We start from the raw sequence: 23,583 nt of genomic DNA, 5'->3' as shown, positions 1-23,583 counted from the left end.
GTCAAGATGCAACGTTATTTTCTGCCAAATGATCAATTTCAAGAGCAAAGTGTCATAGTGACACAAGATGATGCCCATCATATCTCACGCGTCATGAGAATGAATGAAGGATCACAGTTTATTGCTTGTAATGAACAGGGGCAAGCTGCTTTGTGTGAGATTGAAAATATTTCCGCTAACGAAGTGAAAGCATCTATTATAGAATGGATAAGCGAAGAAAAAGAGCTTCCAGTCCATGTTACAATTGTGAACGGTCTGCCTAAAGGGGATAAGCTCGAGCTTATTATCCAAAAAGGGACAGAACTTGGGGCGTATAAGTTTATCCCTTTTATTGCGGCTCGTTCAGTTGTTAAATGGGATGATAAAAAGAGTCAAAAAAAATTAGATCGCTGGAACAAGATTGCTAAAGAGGCTGCAGAACAATCTCATCGTACGATTGTACCAGCAGTAGAAGCCCCAATTTCTTTTAAAAAACTAGTAGAAATTAGCGGTGACTATACTCATAAAGTTGTAGCCTATGAAGAAAGAGCAAAGCAAGGAGAAACATCTCATCTGCAGGCTGTTCTTTCGGCTTTAAAACCGGGCAATTCCGTGCTTGTGGTTGTAGGTCCAGAGGGTGGTTTGACCGAGCAGGAAGTAGAAGTATTAGAAGAAAATGAATTTACAATAAGCGGATTTGGTCCGCGAATTTTACGAGCAGAAACAGCTCCTTTATATGCGCTGTCTGCTATATCTTATCAAACTGAGTTAATGAGGTGACGATTATGTCAACAGTTGCTTTTCACACGCTAGGGTGTAAAGTAAATCACTATGAAACAGAAGCAATTTGGCAATTGTTCAAAGGCCAAGGCTATGAGCGTGTTGAATATGAACAAACTGCCGATGTATATGTAATTAATACATGTACGGTAACAAATACAGGAGATAAAAAAAGCCGTCAAGTTATTCGCAGAGCTGTGCGAAAAAATCCAGATGCGGTTATTTGTGTAACTGGGTGTTATGCTCAAACTTCGCCAGCTGAAATTATGGCCATTCCTGGTGTTGATATCGTAGTTGGTACACAAGATCGCGTTAAGATGCTTGATTATATTGAACAATTTAAAAAAGAGCGTCAGCCGATTAACGGCGTAGGAAACATTATGAAAACACGCGTATATGAAGAGCTAGATGTACCGGCTTTTACAGACCGTACGCGTGCTTCGTTAAAAATTCAAGAAGGCTGTAACAACTTCTGTACATTCTGTATTATTCCATGGGCGCGCGGTTTAATGCGATCTCGTGATCCTAAAGAAGTAGTAGCACAAGCACAGCAGCTAGTGGATGCGGGCTATAAAGAAATCGTGTTAACAGGTATTCACACTGGCGGATACGGAGAAGACATGAAAGATTACAATCTTGCCCAGCTTCTTCGTGATTTAGAGTCTCAAGTAAAAGGATTAAAACGCATTCGTATTTCGTCAATTGAAGCAAGTCAAATTACAGACGAAGTGATTGAGGTACTAGATCAATCAGAAATGGTTGTACGTCATTTGCACATTCCTCTTCAATCAGGTTCAAATACGGTATTGAAGCGCATGCGTCGTAAGTATACAATGGAGTTCTTTGGTGAGCGCTTAAACCGTCTGAAAGAAGCTCTTCCTGGATTAGCGATTACATCAGATGTTATTGTTGGCTTCCCAGGTGAAACAGAAGAAGAGTTTATGGAGACGTATAACTTTATTAAAGAGCACGGTTTTTCAGAGCTTCACGTATTCCCGTATTCTAAACGTACAGGTACGCCAGCAGCTCGTATGACCGACCAAATTGATGAAGAAGTAAAAAATCAACGTGTGCATCGTTTAATCGAACTTTCAAATCAATTGGCAAAAGAATATGCTTCAACGTTTGAAGGAGAAGTACTAGAAGTAATTCCGGAAGAAAAATATAAAGAAGATCCTGAAAGTGGTTTATATGTAGGATATACTGATAACTACTTAAAGGTTGTGTTTAAAGCGTCTGAAGAAATGGTTGGAAAGCTTGTGAAAGTGAAAATTTCAAAAGCTGGATATCCTTATAATGAAGGTGAGTTTGTTCGCGTGCTAGATGAGGTCCATCTTCAAGATCAGGTGAAAATGAGCTCATAACACTTAGTGGAAAGCTGCGTGTATACGCAGCTTTTTTCATACGTGTAAAAAAGCTGAACGAGTAATGTTTTATCAAGAAAGTTCATAAAATAAAGGGGGAATAACTGCATTACTTTATGTAAAGCGGTTGACCTTAAGGAATCATTATATTATAATTGCAAAAGACATGTCTAACATGTCATTTCATTATGATGTTAGTGGTTTTGTTCGGAGGGAGGGAATTAGAATGTCAAGAACAGTTGTTCGTAAAAACGAATCGCTTGAAGATGCTCTTCGTCGCTTCAAACGTTCAGTTTCAAAAACTGGTACGTTACAAGAAGCAAGAAAGCGCGAATTCTATGAAAAGCCTAGCGTAAAGCGTAAGAAGAAATCTGAAGCTGCTAGAAAACGCAAGTTCTAATAAGAGGGTGGATTTATGAGTCTTCTCGAGCGTTTAAATAGTGATATGAAACAAGCGATGAAAAACAAAGAGAAAGAGAAGCTTGGGGTCATTCGTATGGTCAAAGCATCTCTTCAAAACGAAGCCATTAAGTTAGGAACTGACCTAACTGAAGCAGACGAGTTGACGGTTATTTCTCGCGAATTCAAACAACGTAAAGACTCCCTCCATGAATTTGAGAAAGCAGGTCGTCAAGATCTTGTTGATAAAATTCATTCTGAATTAGCGGTTTTAGAAGTTTACGCTCCTAAACAGCTAACTGAAGAAGAGTTATCTGAAATTATTAAAACGACGATTGAAGAAACGCAGTCTTCCTCTAAAGCTGATATGGGGAAAGTTATGGGAGCGCTTATGCCGAAAGTAAAAGGCAAAGCGGATGGCTCTCTTGTTAATAAGCTTGTCCTTCAACACTTATCATAAAAAACACCTTACCTTGTGTAAGGTGTTTTTTATATGGATAATAATCGAACGTATGTTTTGTTTTTCTGGTGTAAAGAATAAAATAGATAAATTTTAAAAAATTTGAAACTATTGTTAAAGTTGTTCGTATATACAGATACATGCTCATACTATCTATGGAAGGAGGGAAGTATATTCGGTGAAAACCTTATTTTCTTTCGTGTGCTTTCTTATCTTAGCCACTGGGTTATTCCCCACTAGTAGCACCGCTGACGTGAAGCGCGTACACGTTATTCCTGTAAATAAAACGGTAGAAAATGGACTGCTTTCTTTTCTAAACAGATCCATTGAAGATGCGGAAAATGACGGTGCAGATTTGATTATATTGGACATAGATACTCCTGGAGGAGCTGTAGATGCAGCTTCTGAAATAGCTAAAAGCTTAACCTCAACACCTATTCCTACCGCTGCTTTTGTCGATAAAAAAGCATTATCAGCCGGAGCGTATATTGCACTTAACGCGGATCAAATTTATATGACACCCGGTTCTACAATGGGATCGGCAGCTGTGATTGACCAGCAGGGAAACGCCGCAGGAAAAAAAGCTCAGTCCTACTGGTTATCGGCTATGAAGAGCGCAGCAGAACAAAATAACCGAAACCCTAAATATGCAGAAGCGATGGCAAATACAAAGATGGTAATACCTGAGCTCAACTTAAAAGGAAATGAATTGCTGACGCTCACTCCGAAGCAAGCCGAGCAAGTTGGTTATTCAGAAGGGACTGTAAAAAATTTAGACGATCTCCTAAGCGAACTTGGCTATGAAGATGCTAAACTGACGTATGCAAAAATGAGTGTAAGTGAACAAATTGCTCGTTTTCTTACTCATCCGCTTGTTGTTCCCATTTTATTATCCATTGGTGCTTTAGGAATTGTAATTGAATTGTTTACGCCTTCATTTGGTATTGCGGGCTCTATTGGAATAGCTTCACTTCTTTTATTTTTCTATGGTCATATGGTAGCAGGATTAGCTGGAATGGAAGCGCTCGTTTTATTTATAGCAGGAATTATATTGCTTCTGTTAGAGATTGTAGTACCAGGCGGAGTTTTAGGACTACTAGGACTTGGAGCTATCATTTTAAGTTTTTTTATGTCAACAGATAATAATGTGGAAATGGGAATTTCTCTTGTAATTGCAATAGTGGTGGCACTGGGAGGTGCGTTTGTGATGATGAAATTTTTTAAAAAAAAGCTTACACCTTTCAAAAAAATGGTGCTTAATGATTCACTTAATACCGAATCTGGCTATGTGTCGAATCAAAATCGTTATGAATTAATAGGAAAACAAGGTAAAACAACAACACCGCTGCGTCCTTCAGGTACCGTGCTCATTGATGAAGAGTATGTGGATGTAGTCACTGAAGGTGGATATTTAGACAAAGATGTGTTAGTAAATATTATAAAAGTAGAGGGATCAAGGGTTGTGGTGCGGAAGCTTACAGAGCCTTTGAAAAAGGAGGACCTTAATTAATGGAAGTAGGTAGCGTATTGTTTTTTGTAGTTATTGGTCTAGCAATTATTGCTTTAGCTGTTTTTTTCACTTTTGTACCGATTATGCTATGGATTTCAGCATTAGCAGCAGGCGTTCGTATTAGTATTTTCACACTGGTCGGAATGAGACTTCGTCGAGTGATACCATCTCGCGTTGTGAACCCGTTAATTAAAGCAAGTAAAGCAGGTTTAGGTATTACCATTAATCAATTAGAAAGTCACTATTTAGCAGGCGGTAACGTTGACCGCGTGGTAAATGCGTTGATTGCAGCGCACCGAGCAAATATTGAGTTAACATTTGAGCGCGGAGCAGCTATCGACTTAGCGGGCCGTGATGTGCTAGAAGCTGTACAAATGAGCGTTAATCCAAAAGTTATTGAAACACCTTTTATTGCAGGGGTGGCTATGGATGGAATCGAAGTCAAAGCAAAAGCTCGAATTACCGTTCGTGCAAACATTGATCGACTAGTAGGGGGAGCTGGAGAAGAAACGATTATTGCCCGTGTTGGCGAGGGGATTGTTTCTACAATCGGTTCGCAAAAAGATCACAAAAAAGTATTGGAAAATCCCGATATGATTTCTCAAACGGTGTTAGGAAAAGGGCTGGATTCAGGAACAGCGTTTGAAATCTTATCCATTGATATTGCTGACATCGATATTGGTAAAAATATTGGGGCAGTTCTTCAAACAGACCAAGCGGAAGCAGATAAAAATATTGCACAAGCAAAAGCCGAAGAACGTCGTGCTATGGCCGTTGCTCAAGAACAAGAAATGCGTGCAAAAGTAGAAGAAATGCGTGCAAAAGTAGTAGAAGCAGAAGCAGAAGTACCGTTAGCGATGGCAGAAGCACTGCGCTCTGGCAATATTGGCGTCATGGATTATATGAATATTCAAAACTTGACTGCTGATACGGATATGCGTGATTCAATTGGAAAAATGTCTAAAGAAGACGATGAGAAATAATGAATCAGCTTAATAAGGAGGTTTTCTCCTAATGAATATCGTTGAAACGCTTATTAAACTAATTATTAATAATGCTTTCATTTTTGTCATCATTGGAGGGATTATTTTTAACGTTGTGCAGCGTTTTATGGCTCAGTCAAAAGAGGAAGAACAGCAGCGTTCTAAAAGAGCTCCTATGCCTCCTGTAAACAATCCTTCAAGGCGGGAAAGACCTAGATATCGACCTGTCAAAGAAGAGCCAAAAACAGCTCGTATGGAGCCGGAAACTGTTTCTTCAGCAGAAACAAATCCTTTGCAAGAAAAATTGGAAGAGCTAAAAAATCGTTCGTATCATGAACCGTCTATTCAAAAGAAAATCACAGTTGACAAACCAAAAATTACGGGTGAGAAAAACGTTTCTAAGCCCATTTCTCGTAAAGAAGCTGTTCAAGGAGTGATATGGTCCGAAATTCTAGGGCCGCCAAAATCGAAACAACGTAAATATAAACGATAAATAGATGTGATACATTAACCCCCTTTCTCATAAACATGAGATGAAAGGGGGTTCTTTTTATGAGCAAAAAGTGGAGACACCAAATGAAAAGATGGATGACAAAAACAATGGAACTACCCGCTGATGTATTAATGGATCTTCCCCGTATTACGTTAGTTGGACAAATACACATTTATATTGAAAATCATAAAGGTTTATTAGCCTTTTCTGATACTGAAATACGCGTGTTACTAAAACAGGGACAAATGTTAATTCGAGGTGAAGGACTGGTCATTAAAGTAATACTGCCAGAAGAACTGGTTTTAGAAGGTAAAATCAATCAAGTTCTTTATTTAGAACAATAACACAAGGAGGAAAAAAATGAAGAATGGATGGACAAACTTTGTTATTGGTACCGTACGTATTCGAATTGTTGGAAAAGGAATTGAACGTTTTTTAAATAATTGTGTGAGACAACAGATTATGATTTCGAATGTCCATAAAGTTGACGGTCAGCTAGCGACAGCAACGATATTATTGAAAGATGTAAAGAAAATTCGTATACTAATTCGCAACGCAGATTGTAAACTTTATTTTATAGGAGGCAGAGGTTTTCCTTTTTTAACAAAACGAGTGATCAAAAATAGTGGGTTTGCTTTAGGTTTTCTTTCTTTTTTTATTATTCTTGGTTTGCTTTCCAACATGGTGTGGAAAGTGGAAATTAGCGGTGCAGAACCACAAACAGAACATCAAATGACTAAGCAGCTTGCCAAAATAGGTGTAAAAAGAGGAGAGTTTCAATTTCTGTTAGAGAGTCCTGAAAAAATTCAGCGCTATTTAACGGATAATATGAACAATATTACCTGGGTGGGAGTAGAAGTGCGCGGCACTTCTTATCACTTCCAAGTGGTTGAAAAAAATGAGCCCAAGCCTCAGCAAAAAACACCTTACCAACATTTAATTGCTAAAAAGAAAGCCATTATTACGAATTTGTTTGTCGAAAAAGGACAACCTTTAGTCAAGGTTAATGATTTTGTCAATGAAGGCGAGGTCTTAGTTTCCGGTATTATTGGAAACGAAAAAAATAAAAAAGTAGTAGCTGCTAAAGGGAAAGTCTACGGCGAAACATGGTATAGATCTGAGGTGGAAGTGCCTTTAAAAACTGATTTTCAGGTATTAACGGGTAATGGATATACGAAGCACTATTTAGATTTTCAAGCTTTTAAAATGCCTCTTTGGGCTTTTAACAAAGAAAAATACGGCTCAAAGGTGACAGAAAAAGTGGAGCATCCACTCTATTTTTTTAAATGGAAATTACCTCTGTCGTATGAGAAAGTTGCTGTACGAGAAGAACAGAACTCGCAGCGCGTCTATTCTAAACAAGAGGCGGTGGAAAAAGCTTTGGAAATCGGTCGAAAAAAATTACTATCAACTTTAGGTGAGGATGCTAAAATAAAAGGTGAAAAAGTTTTGCACCAAGAACAGGACAATGGTAAAGTTAGATTATCAATACATTACCAAGTTATAGAAAATATTGCGAACACTCAACCAATTATTCAAGGAGATTGATGAATGTCAGAACAGCTAGTAACAATTAACGTACAACTTGATGATTCAAACGAAGCCATTTCATTATTTGGCGTACAAGATGCGAATTTAAAGCGAATTGAAGAAGAAATGCAGGTCTCTATCATTTCAAGAGGTGAGACTGTTGTAGTCTCCGGAAGTACAGAAAATGTTCAGCTAGTGGAAGAAATGCTTAAAAAGTTACTGAACATTATCCGAAAAAATATTTCCATATCTGAACGAGATGTTGTGTATGCGATTCAATTAGCTAAGAAAAATTCTCTCGAGTTTTTTGAAGATGTATATGAAGAAGAGATTGGTAAAAATGTAAAAGGTAAGACTATTCGTGTTAAGACATTAGGACAAAGTCAATACATTTCTGCTATTAAGAAAAATGATTTGGTATTTGGAATTGGGCCTGCTGGTACCGGTAAAACGTATTTAGCCGTTGTCATGGCCGTTAATGCTCTTAAAAATGGTCACGTACAGCGTATTATTTTAACACGTCCTGCTGTTGAAGCAGGTGAAAGTCTTGGCTTCTTGCCAGGAGATTTGAAAGAAAAAGTAGATCCGTACTTGCGGCCTCTGTACGATGCATTACATGATGTATTAGGAACAGAACATACGCAACGCCTAATCGAACGCGGAGTTATTGAAATAGCACCCCTTGCTTATATGCGAGGTCGTACACTAGATGATGCGTTTGTTATCTTAGACGAAGCGCAAAACACCACGATGGCGCAAATGAAGATGTTTTTAACACGACTAGGATTTGGGTCTAAAATGGTGATTACAGGAGATGTTTCACAAATTGATTTACCAAAAGGAGCTCAGTCTGGTCTAGCGGCTGTCTCGAAAATCCTGACCAATGTTAAAGGTATTTCGTTTGTTCATCTAGAACAGTCAGATGTTGTGCGCCATCCACTTGTGGGACGCATCATTCAAGCGTACGAACAAGCTGACCAAAAGACCCTTTCTTAATAGGGTCTATTTTTTGTAAAAGGGGGTACGTTTGTGTCAACGTTTCGGATAATCAAGCAAACAATGGCACAGATCGAGCGATTACGGTTAATTCAAATTGGGTTATATGCCTTGTTAGGTGTAATGATGTTTGCGTCTATGTATAGCAATGTAAAGCCGCAGGAATTAGATCTCAGATTACTATCTATTTCCCCGCAAACCATTTACTCACCCGTTACCATTGAAGATAAAGAGAGCACAGAGAAAAAACGGGCAGAGGCAGAACAAGCCGTTGAAGATGTGTATACACAAAAAACAGAATACGCACAGAACCAAGTCGATCTTGTTGCATCTATTTTTGATGCGATGATGGAAGTTAATACAGAATATGAAAAAGAAGATCATGAAGATGACAGTATCGATGCCGTATTAAAAACCAAACAAAAAATGCTAGAGGACAAGCTTCCTGAAGACATTCAAAAAAACTTGCCAAAGGATACCATTAAGCAGCTGCTTCAGTCTTCTAACAGTGATTTATCGATTGCGAAAGATGCTGTAGTCACGGCCGTTCATCATGTGATGAAAGATCAAGTGAAGATTAGCGATGTAGAAGAGAAAAAAGACCAAGTAGAAAGTCAGCTTGTTTACACCAACGTCAGCAATTCCCTAAAGGATTCAATGAATGCAATTGCTAAATTCGCTATCATTCCAAATGTGATTTATGATCCACAAAAAACTGCTGAAAACCGTCAAGCAGCTGTGGAAAAAGTGGAGCCTGTCCGAATCAAACAAGGCCAGATTATTGTAGAAGAAAATCAGCTTATTAATCCTGACATATATCGTCAGCTCCAGCTCGCGGGATTGTTGAATAATAAAGGATCTATTCAGCCTTTTGCGGGATTAGCTTTGCTGATTGTAATGATGATGGTAGGCCTTATTTACTATTTGCGTGAATTTCACACCAAGACATATCAGCCCTTGCTGTTGTATGTATTGGTAGCAACCATTACGATTGGCCTCATGAAAATCTTAAGCTTGTTTCAGCAAATTGATTTATCGGAAATTGGTTTCTTAGCTCCTGTTGCGGTGGGAGGTTTGCTGATTCGAATTTTAATGGATGAACGCATTGCTATTTTATCAAGCATTGTATTTGCTATTTGTGGAAGCATTATTTTTAATGGTGAATTGACAACCTCGTTTAATATGAACATTGGGATCTACTTTTTAATTAGCAATATTGCTGCTATTTTATTTTTAAGCAGGCAGCACAGACGTTCACGGATTTTGCAGGCAGGTCTATTTGTGGCTATGGTAAACGTAATTATCAGCTTTGCTATTATTTTTATTAAAAATGGCCAAATCGGCACTGTAGAGCTTGGCTATTACAGCATGATGTCAATCGCATCTGGTGTTATTGCTTCCGTTTTAACTATAGGTTTGCTTCCGTTTTTTGAAAGTGGATTTGGCATTTTATCTACGATGAAGCTGATTGAATTATCGAGTCCTAATCATCCGCTATTACGCAAAATCTTAACCGAAACACCTGGAACATATCATCACAGTGTAATGGTGGCAAACTTATCTGAAGCGGCGTGCGAAACGATAGGAGCTAACGGTTTATTAGCGAGAGTCGGGGCTTATTACCACGATATTGGTAAAACGAAGCGACCGCAGTATTTTATTGAAAATCAAATGAATATTACTAATCCGCATGATAAACTAAGTCCGAAGACTAGTAAAAATATTATAATCGCACATGCTACAGATGGAGCGACCATTTTGCGAAATCACAAGTTTCCAAAAGAGATCGTAGATATTGCAGAGCAGCATCACGGAACGACCCTGCTTAAGTTTTTCTATCATAAGGCACTTGAACAAACAGAAGAAAAAATTGATGAAAAAGAATATCGCTATCCTGGACCAAAGCCTCAGTCGAAAGAAGCAGCGGTTATTTGCATAGCTGATAGTGTAGAAGCAGCCGTAAGGTCAATGTCCAATCCGACTCCGGAAAAAATTGAGAACTTGGTGCGAAATATTATTAAAGATCGCCTGCAGGATGAGCAGCTTAGCGAGTGTAACGTAACGCTCAAAGAGCTAGAGTTAATTCGCCAAGCACTATGTGAAACTTTAAATGGGATTTTTCATTCCCGAATCGAATATCCAGAGATAAAAAAAGAGAAGGTGAAGGTATGAGTTTAGTTATTGATTTTATTGATGAAACAAACGAAGTAAGTGAAGAACAGCAAAAAGAGCTTGAGCAGCTGCTTGAAGCCGCTGCTATATATGAAAATCTGCAAGAGGATGCAGAAGTATCCGTTACATTTGTGGATAATGATCGAATTCAAGAAATCAATCATCAATACCGCCATAAAAATCAGCCAACGGATGTAATATCATTTGCGCTAGAAGAAATGGGCGAAGATGAAATGCAAATTATCGGAGATGAGATGCCAAGAGTCCTAGGGGACATTGTCATTTCGATTCCAAAAGCTCATGAGCAAGCAGAAGAATACAATCACTCGTTTATGAGGGAGCTAGGATTCTTAACGGTTCACGGTTTCTTGCATTTGCTTGGATATGACCATGAAACATCAGAAGATGAAAAAGAGATGTTTACACGTCAAAAAGATATTTTAGAACAATATGGACTCTCGCGATAAAAAAGGGATAGCTAAAGTTGTCAGTAGCTTTGGTTATGCAGTAGAAGGGTTTATCTATGTTTGTAAAACACAGAGAAATATGCAAATTCACGTAGCAGCTTCTTTCATCGTCCTTCTCTTAGGCACCGTGCTGTCAATTACAGCTGGTGAATGGACGGTTGTGCTGCTTCTGATTGCAGGCATGTTCAGCTTGGAGTTAATGAATACAGCGGTTGAAAAAGTTGTCGATTTAGTTTCTCCTGAATATCACATACTAGCAAAACACGCAAAAGATGCAGCCGCAGCCGCGGTGTTGGTCTATGCGTGTTTTGCTGTCCTTATAGGAGGAATTATTTTCTTAAAGTATTTGTTTTAAAAAGGATTCTTTTTGGTTCTTTACACCCCCGTGGTATAATAAAAAAGGACAAGTTAAAAGACATGTAGAAGCGCAAAAGGAGAGCGGATAAATGGATAAGACCGGACTGATTGATGAGGCGAAAAAAGCTCGTGAAATGGCTTATGTACCGTATTCAAAATTTAAAGTTGGTGCAGCTTTATTGACGAAAGATGGAAAGGTTTATCGTGGCTGCAATATTGAAAATGCAGCTTATAGCATGTGCAATTGTGCTGAGCGTACGGCTTTATTTAAAGCCTATTCAGAAGGAGATAAAGAGTATGCAGCACTTGCTGTAGTAGCTGATACTGATCGTCCTGTTTCTCCGTGTGGAGCATGCAGACAAGTAATCTCTGAGCTTTGTCCAAAAGAAATGAAAGTTATATTAACCAATTTAAAAAATGACATACAAGAATTAACTGTGGAAGAATTACTTCCAGGAGCATTTTCATCGGAGGATTTACATGAGTAATAATGAATTTAAGTCAGGTTTTGTTTCAATTATTGGAAGACCAAACGTAGGGAAATCAACTTTTTTGAACCGAGTAATTGGTCAAAAGATTGCGATTATGAGTGACAAACCGCAAACAACTAGAAATAAAATTCAGGGTGTGTACACGGAAGATCAGGCGCAGATTGTGTTTATTGATACACCAGGAATTCATAAACCTAAGCATAAATTAGGCGACTTTATGATGAAGGTAGCGCAAAATACGCTTAAAGAAGTAGATTTAATTTTATTTATGATTAACGCAACAGAAGGCTTAGGTCGAGGCGATGAATTTATTATCGAGCGTTTAAAGGATACAAAAACGCCTGTTTTCCTTGTGATTAATAAAATTGATGAAATTCATCCAGACGAATTGTTTTCAATTATCACGAATTATAAAGACTTATATCCTTTTGCTGAAATTGTACCAATTTCAGCTTTACAAGGAAATAACGTGGAGCGTTTGCTTGATCAAATTAAGCAGCGATTGCCGGAAGGTCCGCAATATTATCCGGCAGATCAAGTAACAGATCACCCAGAGCGCTTTATTATTACGGAATTAATTCGTGAAAAAGTACTGCATGCAACGAGGGAAGAAATACCCCATTCTATTGCCGTTGTGATGGATTCTATGCAAAGACGAGATAATGGTGCTGTTTACGTGGGCGCTACAATTATCGTCGAAAGAGATTCACAAAAAGGCATCGTAATTGGAAAGCAAGGAAAGATGTTAAAAGAGGTAGGAAGAAAAGCAAGAGCAGACATTGAAGCCCTTTTAGGTTCAAAAGTATTTTTAGAACTATGGGTAAAAGTGCAAAAAGATTGGCGAAACCGAGCGTCGCATCTCCGTGACTTTGGATTTAGAGAGGACGAATATTAATCATTTGTGTTCTTGTTTGCGTCGATTTATATCCCTTCATAAAAGAAGGTAATTTGTAAAAAATTGTGTTACATGATTTTACGTCGGAAGGCTATTCTAAACATAAGGAATTGAAATATGTATCTGATCTTTATGGTTAGAAAGGTGGGAGTTCTATGTTGAATTTTACTTGGAACATTTTTTCACAAACAGGTAGCATTGATACTTATCTCATTTTTAAGGAACTTGAAAATGAAGTGAAAGAAAGACCCGAAACATATGAGGACAACAGCGAAAGTCTCAATTCTCCCTTGTCTTAGCCTTCTGTAAGATGGCGGTGATGATGATTGTTTAAAAAGTGTGAAGGAATTGTCATTCGAACGAATGATTACGGTGAATCAAATAAAATTGTCACCATTTATTCACGTGAACTCGGAAAAGTGGGTCTCATGGCAAGAGGGGCAAAAAAGCCCAGTAGTCGCTTAGCTTCCGTCACACAATTATTTACGTATGGATACTTTTTTATACAAGCAGGTTCAGGAATGGGTACTCTCCATCAAGGAGAAGTTATCTCATCTATGAGAAGCATACGCGAAGATATCTTCACAACAGCGTATGCTTCTTATATTCTTGAATTAACGGATAAAGCTACTGAGAACAATAAACCAAATCCATTTCTATTTGAACTGCTGCACCAAACCATTCATTATATGAACGAAGAGTATGATGCAGAGATCTTAACATTTATTTATGAAATGAAACTGTTAAACGTTCTAGGTCTTCATCCTACATTAAATGAATGTGCAGTCTGCCATCGAGGTGAAGGAACATTTCATTTTTCCATTCGAGAAGGCGGGTTTATTTGTCATCGGTGCTTAGAAAAAGATCCTTATCATTTGAAAATTAGTCCGATGACGGTTAAACTATTAAGGCTATTTTATTACATTGATTTAAAGCGATTAGGTTCTATTTCTGTTAAGCCCGAAACAAAAAAACAATTAAAGTTTGTAATTGATCAATATTACGAAGAATATTCAGGATTGTTTTTAAAAACAAAGCGGTTTTTGAACCAGATGGAGTCTTTAAAACAATCGCTCTCTGATGAGAAATAGAAAAGATAATCAGTGATATGCAAGGAATTGCTGTCGCTAGGGTGCCTCGTAGTGTGTAGGGGACACCCTTTTTACTGTGGAGCGAAGGGGTAGCTTCGCTTATTGTAAGCGTAATGCCTGCTTTTTTTGAGAAGCCGTGGTAAAATAAACGGCATTCTAAAAAGATAAAATGCTAAAATTAATAAGTTATAGCTTTTACTTTTGCTTAAAAAGTATATAATGTTTTATAAATAGTATGTCACATTTAATGATTAGGTGGTGAGTACAATCGAACTGAACAAACGACAAGAACAAATTTTGCAAATTGTCAAAGACGAAGGCCCTATTACAGGCGAGCATATTGCAGATCAGCTTAGCCTTACGCGGGCAACACTAAGACCGGACTTGGCTATTTTAACAATGGCTGGTTATTTAGAAGCGCGACCGCGCGTAGGTTACTTTTATACAGGTAAAACAGGAGCACAGCTTCTTACAGATAAAATAAAAAAAATACAGGTGCAAGAATATCAGTCTATCCCGGTGGTCGTGAACGAAAATGTGTCGGTATATGATGCTATTTGTACAATGTTTCTAGAAGACGTGGGGACCCTTTTTGTAGTGGATGAGAAATCCCAGCTAGTGGGAGTACTGTCGCGTAAAGATTTATTGCGCGCGAGTATCGGAAAGCAAGAGCTCACATCTATTCCTGTTCATATTATCATGACGAGAATGCCCAACATTACATATTGCTATCGCGAAGATTTGTTAATTGATATTGCTAAGATCTTAATTGAAAAACAGATTGATGCTATGCCCGTTATTAAAGAGGGAGACGGCAATTTTGAAGTGGTGGGACGCATTACCAAAACAAATATTACAAAATTACTAGTAGCATTAGCAAATGATGAAGTATTATAAGTGAAAAAGGATTAAAAAGGGGATGCACAAAATATGAACAACCCATGTCTTTATGTCATTTCGGATTCTGTAGGTGAGACAGCTGAACTAGTTGTAAAGGCTGCATCAAGTCAGTTCAATATGACGGACTTTGTAATTAAAAGAGTACCTTACGTAGAGGACATCGCAACACTTTCAGAAGTGGTTTCAGTAGCGAAGATGAACAACGCTATTATTGGCTTTACGCTAGTAAAGCCCGAAATGAGAGAATTTTTAATTCAAGAAGCGTCCAAGAACGGGGTAGAGGTATTTGATATTATTGGACCTTTAATTGATAAAATTCAATCTTCTTATCAACTTTCTCCTCGCTATGAGCCTGGAATGGCTAGAAAATTAGACGAAGATTATTTTAAGAAAGTAGAAGCAATTGAATTTGCAGTGAAATATGATGATGGGCGTGATCCGAGAGGCATTCTTAGAGCGGATATCGTATTAATCGGTGTATCAAGAACATCTAAAACACCTCTTTCTCAATTTTTAGCACACAAGCGTTTGAAAGTAGCCAATGTTCCGATTGTACCTGAGGTAGATCCACCAGAAGAGCTGTTTCACGTATCACCTGAGAAGTGTATAGGGCTTACTATTAGTCCTGAAAAATTAAACGATATTCGTAAAGAGCGTTTAAAGTCTCTTGGGCTAAATGATAAAGCAATTTATGCTAATATTGGCCGTATTAAAGAAGAACTTGAATTTTTCCAAGGGATTGTAGATAAGATTGGCTGTGAAGTGGTGGACGTATCCAACAGAGCCGTAGAAGAAACAGCTGGTATCATTCTCAATACCATCAAAAAGAAATAAACGATGGATCTCCTCTGTGCGTGACATAAAGGAGATTGCTTTCTTATGTTTGTATGCTGTAAGCCTAAGAAAATATACCAAAGATGAATATGACAGAACTTTTAAAAACAAGTGACTTTGGTATAGAAAATATAGGTTGTTTATATTATAATAAAAAATTGTGATAAAAAAGAATAGTTTTAGGTTTAGACTTTGTTAAGAACGAATAAACTATTTATATAAAAGTCAAGTCAAAATCGAAAAAAGTATTCGACAAATGCCATCTACAGGAAATAACAAATTGTTAGAAGGAATCTCTGGAGGGATGTAGAATACAAAGTTATAGCAAAAGAAAAAGTAAAGTTTTTGTCGATGCTGATGCATGCCCTGTTAAAGCAGAAATCGTTGAACTTACACATACATATGACATCGATCTTGTGTTTGTTGCTTCCTATGCTCACATGCAAACAAATCCTACACCAGGAAAATGGGTCTATGTGGATGCAGAAAAGGAAGCCGCAGATTTATATATTTTAAATCACGCAGTCAAGCAGGATATTGTCGTAACTCAAGATACTGGCTTAGCAAGCATGTTAGTAAGTCGAGGGGTTTACGCACTGTCTCCTCGTGGAAAGTACTATAATGACGACGAAATGAATACGGTGCTTTTCTTTCGTTATGTTTCTGCAAAAGAGCGACGGTCAGGCCGTCATACTAAAGGCCCAAAGGCATTTAGTGAAGAAGATCGCCAGCATTTCATTCAAGCTTTTGAAAAAATGTTGTCGAAACTTGCAGGAATTTAGCACTTAGTGAAGAATATTATATGAAATACGGAGCTGTTACTATGGCAAATCGAATTCCTGATGAAGTAATCGACCGTATTCGGCATTCAGTAGATATTGTCGACGTCATAAGCGATTATGTACAACTAAAAAAACAAGGGCGCAATTATTTTGGACTCTGTCCGTTTCATGGGGAAAGCACACCGTCTTTTTCAGTATCGCCTGATAAACAAATTTATCATTGCTTTGGATGCGGTGCAGGAGGGAATTCATTTTCATTCATAATGGAATTAGAAGGACTGTCCTTCACGGAAGCAGCTCAGCAGCTTGCTGAAAAAGGAGATATTCCTTTCGAACATGAGATACATCCTCATGAAGAAGATAATCAAAAGCCTAGCAATAAAATGATTGAAGCACACGAGCTTTTAAAGAAATTTTACCATCATTTATTGGTAAATACAAAAGAAGGCCAAGATGCTTATGATTATTTAATAAATCGAGGGTTTTCACGAGAAATTATCGATGAATTTGAGATAGGTTTTGCTTTAGATTCGTGGGAATTTGTAAGTAAGTTCTTAACAAAACGTGGGTTTAATCCGCAAGAGATGGAACATGCAGGTTTAATCATTAAACGCAACCAAGATGAAACGTACTTTGATCGTTTTCGTGATCGAATTATGTTTCCTATTGCTGACTTGCAAGGCAAAACAATTGCATTTTCAGGGCGCCTACTAAAAGAGATAAAAGGGCAGCCTAAATATTTAAACAGTCCCGAAACTTCTATTTTTAACAAAAGTCGCACACTCTACAACTTTCACCGCGCTAAAAAACATATACGCAAAAATCAGCAGGTTATTTTATTTGAAGGATTTGCAGATGTTATTTCGGCTGTTAAAGCGGGGTGCCCGCACGCAATTGCAACGATGGGAACTGCCTTAACAGAAGAACAAGCCAAGATTATTCGCCGAAATGTAGAGTCCGTTATCATTTGCTATGATGCAGATTCTGCTGGAATTGAAGCAGCGCACAAAGCAACTGCTATCTTAACAAATGTGGGTTGTACCGTTAAGATTGCTGTGATGCCGGATGGTTATGACCCGGATGATTATATTAAAGAATACGGGGCAGAGAAGTTTCAAAATGATGTTATTAATAGCAGCTTGACCTTTATGGCATTTCAAATGAGGTATCTCCGCCGAAAACGAAATCTACAAAATGAATCTGAACGTATGCAATACATTGAAGACGTTTTGAAAGAAATAAGCCTCCTTACGAAAGCTGTAGAGCGAGATCATTATTTACGCCAATTGGCACAAGAGTTTTCCATTTCATTAGATGCGCTTAAAGAACAGCAGTATCAAGTATATCGAACTGAAAAAAAGAAAAAGGATAATGATTCTCCAAATCGAAATAATATAAATAGACAACCAGTCGTAAAGAGAAGCTTATTACCGGCTTATCAAAATGCAGAACGTTTTTTGATCGCTCATATGTTGAAAGATAAGGATGTAGCATTTAGAATTCAAGACCGACTTCAAGGTCAGTTCAATGTTGAGGAACATCGTGCGCTTGTTCTATATTTGTATGCTTATTACGAGGAAGGACACGAGCCTAATCCGAGCGGATTTATCGAACGGTTGCCCGAGTCTTCGTTGTCTAGTCTAGCTTCAGAATTGGCGATGATGTCAATCAATGATGAATTGTCGGAGCAAGCTTTGAATGATTATATCCAAACGATATTGATTTACCCACAAAGGGTAGCGATAGAAAAAAAAGAAGCAGAAAAGCAAGAAGCAGAGCGTCAAAAAGATTATTTAAAAGCTGCGACAATAGCAATGGAAATTTTACAGTTAAAAAAAACGTTAAAATAAACGATATTGCGTATTAGTCCCACTTTTAGAAGGTTTTCCTTAAAATTTTGGAAGGAGGGGATCTGATGGCTGAAAAATCAGCTCAATCAAAACAACTTGATTCAGATTTAACAATTGAACAAGTAAAAGATCAATTGACCGAAATCGGAAAAAAACGTGGTGTGCTCACATACGAAGAAATTGCAGAGCGTATGGCGAACTTCGAAATTGAATCCGATCAAATGGATGAATATTATGAATACCTTGGAGAACAAGGTGTTGAAGTAATGAGTGAATCTGAAGCAAATGATGACGATGCCGATCCCGATATTCAAGAACTGTCAAAAGAAGAAGAGTTTGATTTAAATGATTTAAGTGTACCTCCTGGTGTGAAAATTAATGATCCAGTTCGTATGTACTTAAAAGAAATCGGACGCGTTGACTTATTGTCAGCAGAGGAAGAAATCAATTTAGCAAAACGTATTGAAGAAGGCGATGAAGAAGCGAAACGTCGTCTTGCTGAAGCAAACTTACGTCTTGTTGTAAGTATCGCTAAACGCTATGTCGGGCGCGGTATGCTGTTTCTTGATTTAATTCAAGAAGGAAACATGGGTCTTATTAAAGCGGTAGAAAAATTTGATTATCGCAAAGGTTATAAATTTAGTACGTATGCGACATGGTGGATTCGTCAAGCTATTACTCGTGCAATTGCTGACCAAGCAAGAACGATTCGTATTCCCGTTCATATGGTTGAAACGATTAACAAGCTAATTCGTGTTCAACGTCAGCTTCTACAAGATTTAGGTCGCGAACCATCTCCTGAAGAAATTGCAGAAGATATGGACTTAACACCAGAAAAAGTTCGTGAAATCTTAAAAATTGCTCAAGAGCCGGTTTCTCTTGAAACACCAATTGGTGAGGAAGATGATTCTCATTTAGGTGACTTCATTGAAGACCAGGATGCAACATCACCTTCTGAACATGCTGCATATGAATTATTAAAAGAGCAGTTAGAAGACGTCCTTGATACGTTAACAGATCGCGAAGAAAATGTTCTTAGACTCCGCTTTGGTCTGGACGATGGACGTACGCGTACGCTTGAAGAAGTAGGAAAAGTATTTGGCGTAACGCGTGAGCGTATTCGTCAAATTGAAGCTAAAGCGCTTCGTAAGCTTCGTCACCCTAGCCGAAGCAAACGTTTAAAAGATTTCTTAGAATAGATAAAAGCGTAAATAACGCTTATGAGATAGCTTCTTTCCTAGAGGAAAGGGGCTATCTATTTTTTATGGAATAAATTTCATAAAAACGCATTTTAAAGAAGTATATTGATTTTTTTACCAACTTTTCTTCTTTCATATATTTTACTGAATTGTCCTTCGTTTTGCAAATGCTCCTTTATATTCTTTTGTTACAGAGCGTAAGCTGTTCAAATTCCTTTTAAACATCCGAAAAATGGAATCGCTATCATTTTATTCATGCTTTGATTAGTACTCTTCTATTATAACACGAAAAAATTAAAACGTTTTAAAAGTTGAGAAAATTTACAAAAATGAATTATAATTAAATAATGTAAGCGTATACATTTTTTTAGGGGGAATAAAAATGAATTTTGAATTAACCAATGAACAAAAGATGATTCAACGGACGCTCAGAGAGTTTTCAGAGGCGGAAGTAGCACCGAATGCACTAGAGCGCGATCGAAGTAAGCAATTTCCGCTTGATGTTTTTAAAAAGTTAAGTGAGCTTGGTGTAATGGGTCTTCCTTTTCCTGAAGAGTATGGAGGCGGAGGAGCAGATACGGTTAGTTTTGCTATTGTCGTAGAGGAATTAAGTAAAGCTTGTGGCTCTACAGGAATTACATACTCAGCTCATGTTTCGCTCGGGGGGGCACCTATTTATTTATTCGGAACAAAGGTGCAAAAAGAACAGTACCTACCTGCTTTATGCACTGGGGAATCTTTTGGAGCGTTTGGTTTAACCGAACCGAACGCAGGAAGTGACGCGGGGGGAACGGAGACCGAAGCAGTGTTGAAGGATGGAACATTTATGATTAATGGAAGTAAATGCTATATTACGAATGCCAGCTATGCAAAGTTTTTAGCTTTAACGGCTGTTACAAATCGTACAGAAGGTAAAAAAGAAATTTCAGCTATTATCGTGCCTACAGAAGCTCGAGGTTTTACTGTAATAGACAATTACGAGAAAATGGGTCTACATGCTTCAAATACAACTGAACTCGTTTTAGAGGACGTTGAAGTGCCTGAAGAGAATTTACTCGGTGTAAGAGGAGAAGGCTTTAAACAATTTCTAATGACACTTGACGGGGGAAGAATTGGAATTGGAGCAATGGCCGTTGGAATCGCTCAAGCAGCTTATGAAAAAGCACTGTCATATGCGCAGGAAAGAAAGCAATTTGGTAAAGCTATTTCATCGTTTCAAGCGATTCAGTTTAAATTAGCTGATATGGCGATGAAAATTGAGTTAGCAAGAAATATGGTGTATAAAGCAGCGTGGTTAAAAGACCAAGGAAAGCCATTTACGAAAGAAGCTGCTATGTGTAAACTGTATGCTTCTGAAATTTGTATGGAAGTAGCCAGTCAAGCTGTTCAGATTCATGGAGGATATGGCTACATGAAGGAGTATCACGTGGAGCGATATTTACGAGATGCCAAGCTTTTAGAAATTGGAGAAGGAACTTCAGAAATTCAGCGCTCGGTTATTGCAAGGCAAATTGGCTGTTAAGATACGCAATAAGAAATTAGTTAATTATGTAAATAAAACCCTTTCACTTATGAGCATTTTCAAGTAAAATAAAAGTGCTTATACTATTTTGTTATTTCTAGGGATGGGAATACATAAAGGGGGTATAGTGAGTGAAGCGAAATCCGCTAATACCATTTTTATTAATTGCGGTAATTGGGATTGCTTTAATGTTAACGCTTTCGTTCAACGGATTGAACAATGCAAAAGAAATCGCGGCTGAAAAAGAAGGCGGTGGCGCGGAACAGCAGGCTTCAGCTAAACCAGAAGAAATTTATCAAAAAACTTGTATTGGTTGTCACGGTGATCAGTATCAAGGTGGAGTAGGTCCTTCGTTAAAAGGAATCGGGAAAAAAGTTTCTCAAGACGAAATTGCAGATATTGTTGTAAACGGTAAAGGAAACATGCCGGCCGGGCTGGTTCCTCCGGAAAAAGCGAAGGAAATGGCTAAATGGGTATCAGAAATTAAATAGAATTCAGAAACATGATTTTCTGGAAAGCCGCTCATTTATAAAGCAGGCTTTTTTTTTATGACTTTTTTATACGCATTCAGCTAGAAGGAAAAGATGAAGAGAAATAGGAATCATGTAGCTATCTATGTTAAAATAATGAACAGTAATCACATAGAGAATAGGTGACAAAATGAATGAATTAAACTTATCAATAAGACTTGAAGAAGTAGTAAAGTCGATTCCTTTGGGAGCAAAGATAGCAGACATTGGCTCAGATCATGCATACTTGCCGTGTTTTGCTTATTTAAATGGATATATTAGTGGCGCCGTAGCAGGAGAAATTACAGAAGGGCCTCTTCAATCTGCTATTCAGCAGGTGAAAAAAACTAGCTTAACGGACGTTATTGACGTTCGAAAAGGAAACGGCCTAGAAGTAATATCACCGAATGAAGTAGACTGTATTACAATCTGCGGAATGGGCGGAACGCTTATTACGATGATTTTAGAAGAAGGAAAGGCGAAATTAGAAGGAGTAAAAAGGCTTGTACTCCAGCCGAATATTGGTTCACATCATATTCGCAGCTGGCTGATTCAACACAACTGGGAAATCATTGATGAAAAAATCATCGAAGAAGACGGTCGTATGTATGAAGTCATCGTCGCTGAACCTGGAAACGCCTTAGCTCCTTATAACGGTGAAGTAGAAGCGGGTGTGTTAATGGGCCCTATTTTAAAAGAAAAGCGCTCTTCTGCTTTTATGACAAAGTGGACGCATGAACTAAATCATCTTAAACAAATTGTCAGCCAAATGGAGCAGGCTCAGTCCGAGGAAAGCAAAGCAAAACTTCAAAAACTTACCCAAGACATCTCATTAATTGAGGAGGCTTTAAAATGAGTAAAATCCCTAACGGATTTCAAGTAATTGAAGCATTTGAATCATTTTCTCCCAAGTATTTAGCGGTTGAAGGAGATAAAATTGGTTTACAGATTGGAACGTTAAACAAGCCTGTAAAAAAAGTAATGGTAACGTTAGATGTTCTTGAAACGGTCGTAGACGAAGCGATTGAAAAACAAGTGGATTTGATTATTGCTCATCATCCTCCTATTTTTAGACCTCTAAAACAAGTGGTTACAGATCGTCCTGAAGGGCGTATTTTAGAGAAATGCATCAAACATGATATTGCTGTATATGCTGCTCATACAAATTTAGATATAGCTAAAGGCGGAGTAAATGACTTATTAGCCGAAGCATTGGGACTACAAGAGACAAAAGTGCTGGTTCCAACAACGTCTATTCAGCTGAAAAAGCTTGCTGTATTTGTTCCTTCAAATCATGCTGAAGCAGTGCGCACAGCTATTTGTGATGCGGGAGCTGGACATGTGGGTCTTTACAGCGACTGTACGTTTTCAACTGAAGGGGAAGGCACATTTAAACCTTCTTCAGAAGCCAATCCATACATTGGCTCAAAAGGAGAGTTAGAACGTGTAAATGAAACAAAAGTTGAAACTATTTTTGAAGCGGGTCAACAAAATAAAATTATTCGTGCCATGCTCAGTGCTCATCCTTACGAAGAAGTAGCCTATGACATTTATCCAGTGGAACAAACGGGCGAGACGCTTGGACTTGGACGAATTGGTAAGTTAAAAGAAGGGATGACGTTAAAACAGTTTGCCGCTCATGTTAAACAAGCATTGGATGTGGATGGTGTTAGAGTAGTAGGGTCTATGGATTCCACAGTGAAAAAAGTAGCTGTTCTTGGCGGAGATGGAAACAAATATATTACAAACGCAAAATTTAGCGGAGCAGATGCCTATGTAACAGGTGATTTGTATTTCCACGTTGCGCATGATGCAATAGCAATGGGATTAAACGTTGTAGATCCTGGTCATCATGTTGAAAAAGTCATGAGACAAGGTGTAACGCGTGTATTAAACAGTCTTTTTGATGCGAAAAACTTTGAGTGTGAAGTATTTGATTCAAAAGTAGACACAAACCCATTTACGTTTATGTAATAAAGAAAGAAGGTGTTGACGAATGTCAACACCTTCTTTTGCGTCT

Annotated in this window: 26 protein-coding genes; all 26 read left to right on the top strand. The window is 38.0% G+C overall.

What is annotated here, in order from left to right; genetic code table 11:
• The first annotated feature begins 6 nt into the window (after nt 1-6).
• Nucleotides 7-759 carry a 16S rRNA (uracil(1498)-N(3))-methyltransferase gene (locus ACN6NE_RS07400; RefSeq protein WP_129704827.1) on the top strand — a complete coding sequence of 251 codons (753 nt, stop codon included), beginning with the start codon at nt 7-9 and terminating at the stop codon, nt 757-759.
• A 5-nt stretch (nt 760-764) separates the two neighbouring features.
• Entirely contained in the window at nt 765-2,123 is a 1,359-nt protein-coding gene (mtaB, locus tag ACN6NE_RS07395) for a tRNA (N(6)-L-threonylcarbamoyladenosine(37)-C(2))-methylthiotransferase MtaB (RefSeq protein ID WP_025750549.1), read from the top strand.
• 226 nt (nt 2,124-2,349) lie between these two features.
• Nucleotides 2,350-2,523 carry a 30S ribosomal protein S21 gene (gene rpsU, locus ACN6NE_RS07390; protein ID WP_013059237.1) on the top strand — a complete coding sequence of 58 codons (174 nt, stop codon included), beginning with the start codon at nt 2,350-2,352 and terminating at the stop codon, nt 2,521-2,523.
• A gap of 15 nt (nt 2,524-2,538) precedes the next feature.
• Nucleotides 2,539-2,982, top strand: a complete 444-nt coding sequence (locus ACN6NE_RS07385) for a GatB/YqeY domain-containing protein (protein ID WP_013059236.1) — start codon at nt 2,539-2,541, stop codon at nt 2,980-2,982.
• Nucleotides 2,983-3,160: 178 nt separating this feature from the next.
• On the top strand, nt 3,161-4,492 hold the full coding sequence (locus tag ACN6NE_RS07380; protein ID WP_474325000.1) for an NfeD family protein: 1,332 nt from the start codon (nt 3,161-3,163) through the stop codon (nt 4,490-4,492).
• Entirely contained in the window at nt 4,492-5,475 is a 984-nt protein-coding gene (floA, locus tag ACN6NE_RS07375) for a flotillin-like protein FloA (RefSeq protein ID WP_013059234.1), read from the top strand. Before ACN6NE_RS07380 ends, floA begins: the two co-directional genes overlap by 1 nt.
• Before the next feature lie 31 nt (nt 5,476-5,506).
• Nucleotides 5,507-5,968: a hypothetical protein gene (locus ACN6NE_RS07370; protein WP_474324998.1), complete on the top strand. Its 462-nt coding sequence runs from the start codon at nt 5,507-5,509 to the stop codon at nt 5,966-5,968.
• Nucleotides 5,969-6,027: 59 nt separating this feature from the next.
• Nucleotides 6,028-6,312, top strand: a complete 285-nt coding sequence (gene yqfC / locus ACN6NE_RS07365) for a sporulation protein YqfC (RefSeq protein WP_013059232.1) — start codon at nt 6,028-6,030, stop codon at nt 6,310-6,312.
• Nucleotides 6,313-6,328: 16 nt separating this feature from the next.
• Complete coding sequence (gene yqfD / locus ACN6NE_RS07360) at nt 6,329-7,516, top strand: sporulation protein YqfD (protein WP_129704821.1); 1,188 nt, start codon at nt 6,329-6,331, stop codon at nt 7,514-7,516.
• Between the two features lie 3 nt (nt 7,517-7,519).
• Nucleotides 7,520-8,494: a PhoH family protein gene (locus ACN6NE_RS07355; RefSeq protein WP_474324995.1), complete on the top strand. Its 975-nt coding sequence runs from the start codon at nt 7,520-7,522 to the stop codon at nt 8,492-8,494.
• Nucleotides 8,495-8,557: 63 nt separating this feature from the next.
• Nucleotides 8,558-10,666, top strand: a complete 2,109-nt coding sequence (locus ACN6NE_RS07350; RefSeq protein WP_474325217.1) for an HD family phosphohydrolase — start codon at nt 8,558-8,560, stop codon at nt 10,664-10,666.
• A complete protein-coding gene (ybeY, locus tag ACN6NE_RS07345) occupies nt 10,663-11,133 on the top strand; it encodes an rRNA maturation RNase YbeY (protein ID WP_014458190.1) in 471 nt (156 codons plus the stop codon). The genes ACN6NE_RS07350 and ybeY overlap by 4 nt, the downstream gene beginning before the upstream one ends.
• A complete protein-coding gene (locus ACN6NE_RS07340; RefSeq protein WP_129704817.1) occupies nt 11,117-11,488 on the top strand; it encodes a diacylglycerol kinase family protein in 372 nt (123 codons plus the stop codon). Before ybeY ends, ACN6NE_RS07340 begins: the two co-directional genes overlap by 17 nt.
• 91 nt (nt 11,489-11,579) lie before the next feature.
• Nucleotides 11,580-11,978 (top strand): cytidine deaminase, encoded by a 399-nt coding sequence (locus ACN6NE_RS07335; protein WP_013059226.1) that lies wholly within the window; start codon nt 11,580-11,582, stop codon nt 11,976-11,978.
• A complete protein-coding gene (gene era, locus ACN6NE_RS07330) occupies nt 11,971-12,876 on the top strand; it encodes a GTPase Era (protein WP_013059225.1) in 906 nt (301 codons plus the stop codon). Before ACN6NE_RS07335 ends, era begins: the two co-directional genes overlap by 8 nt.
• A 155-nt stretch (nt 12,877-13,031) precedes the next feature.
• Nucleotides 13,032-13,175, top strand: coding sequence for a YqzL family protein (locus tag ACN6NE_RS07325; protein WP_014458193.1), 144 nt, complete (start codon nt 13,032-13,034; stop codon nt 13,173-13,175).
• Nucleotides 13,176-13,202: 27 nt separating this feature from the next.
• Entirely contained in the window at nt 13,203-13,967 is a 765-nt protein-coding gene (gene recO, locus ACN6NE_RS07320) for a DNA repair protein RecO (RefSeq protein WP_129704815.1), read from the top strand.
• A gap of 258 nt (nt 13,968-14,225) precedes the next feature.
• Complete coding sequence (ccpN, locus tag ACN6NE_RS07315; RefSeq protein WP_025750542.1) at nt 14,226-14,864, top strand: transcriptional regulator CcpN; 639 nt, start codon at nt 14,226-14,228, stop codon at nt 14,862-14,864.
• Between the two features lie 33 nt (nt 14,865-14,897).
• Entirely contained in the window at nt 14,898-15,701 is an 804-nt protein-coding gene (locus ACN6NE_RS07310) for a pyruvate, water dikinase regulatory protein (protein WP_013059222.1), read from the top strand.
• 311 nt (nt 15,702-16,012) lie between these two features.
• Nucleotides 16,013-16,483, top strand: coding sequence for a YaiI/YqxD family protein (locus ACN6NE_RS07305; RefSeq protein ID WP_026106699.1), 471 nt, complete (start codon nt 16,013-16,015; stop codon nt 16,481-16,483).
• 41 nt (nt 16,484-16,524) lie between these two features.
• Nucleotides 16,525-18,333 carry a DNA primase gene (gene dnaG / locus ACN6NE_RS07300; protein WP_474324992.1) on the top strand — a complete coding sequence of 603 codons (1,809 nt, stop codon included), beginning with the start codon at nt 16,525-16,527 and terminating at the stop codon, nt 18,331-18,333.
• Nucleotides 18,334-18,398: 65 nt separating this feature from the next.
• Nucleotides 18,399-19,532, top strand: a complete 1,134-nt coding sequence (rpoD, locus tag ACN6NE_RS07295; protein ID WP_013059219.1) for an RNA polymerase sigma factor RpoD — start codon at nt 18,399-18,401, stop codon at nt 19,530-19,532.
• 382 nt (nt 19,533-19,914) lie between these two features.
• Nucleotides 19,915-21,054: an acyl-CoA dehydrogenase family protein gene (locus ACN6NE_RS07290; protein ID WP_129704811.1), complete on the top strand. Its 1,140-nt coding sequence runs from the start codon at nt 19,915-19,917 to the stop codon at nt 21,052-21,054.
• A gap of 131 nt (nt 21,055-21,185) precedes the next feature.
• Nucleotides 21,186-21,545, top strand: coding sequence for a cytochrome c550 (gene cccA / locus ACN6NE_RS07285; protein ID WP_013085044.1), 360 nt, complete (start codon nt 21,186-21,188; stop codon nt 21,543-21,545).
• 169 nt (nt 21,546-21,714) lie between these two features.
• Nucleotides 21,715-22,419 carry a tRNA (adenine(22)-N(1))-methyltransferase gene (locus ACN6NE_RS07280; RefSeq protein ID WP_129704809.1) on the top strand — a complete coding sequence of 235 codons (705 nt, stop codon included), beginning with the start codon at nt 21,715-21,717 and terminating at the stop codon, nt 22,417-22,419.
• Complete coding sequence (locus tag ACN6NE_RS07275; protein WP_474324989.1) at nt 22,416-23,537, top strand: Nif3-like dinuclear metal center hexameric protein; 1,122 nt, start codon at nt 22,416-22,418, stop codon at nt 23,535-23,537. Before ACN6NE_RS07280 ends, ACN6NE_RS07275 begins: the two co-directional genes overlap by 4 nt.
• Nucleotides 23,538-23,583 lie beyond the last annotated feature (46 nt).

This window comes from Priestia sp. 53B2, from assembly GCF_056099005.1.
This window is presented reverse-complemented; position numbering and strand designations above follow the sequence as displayed.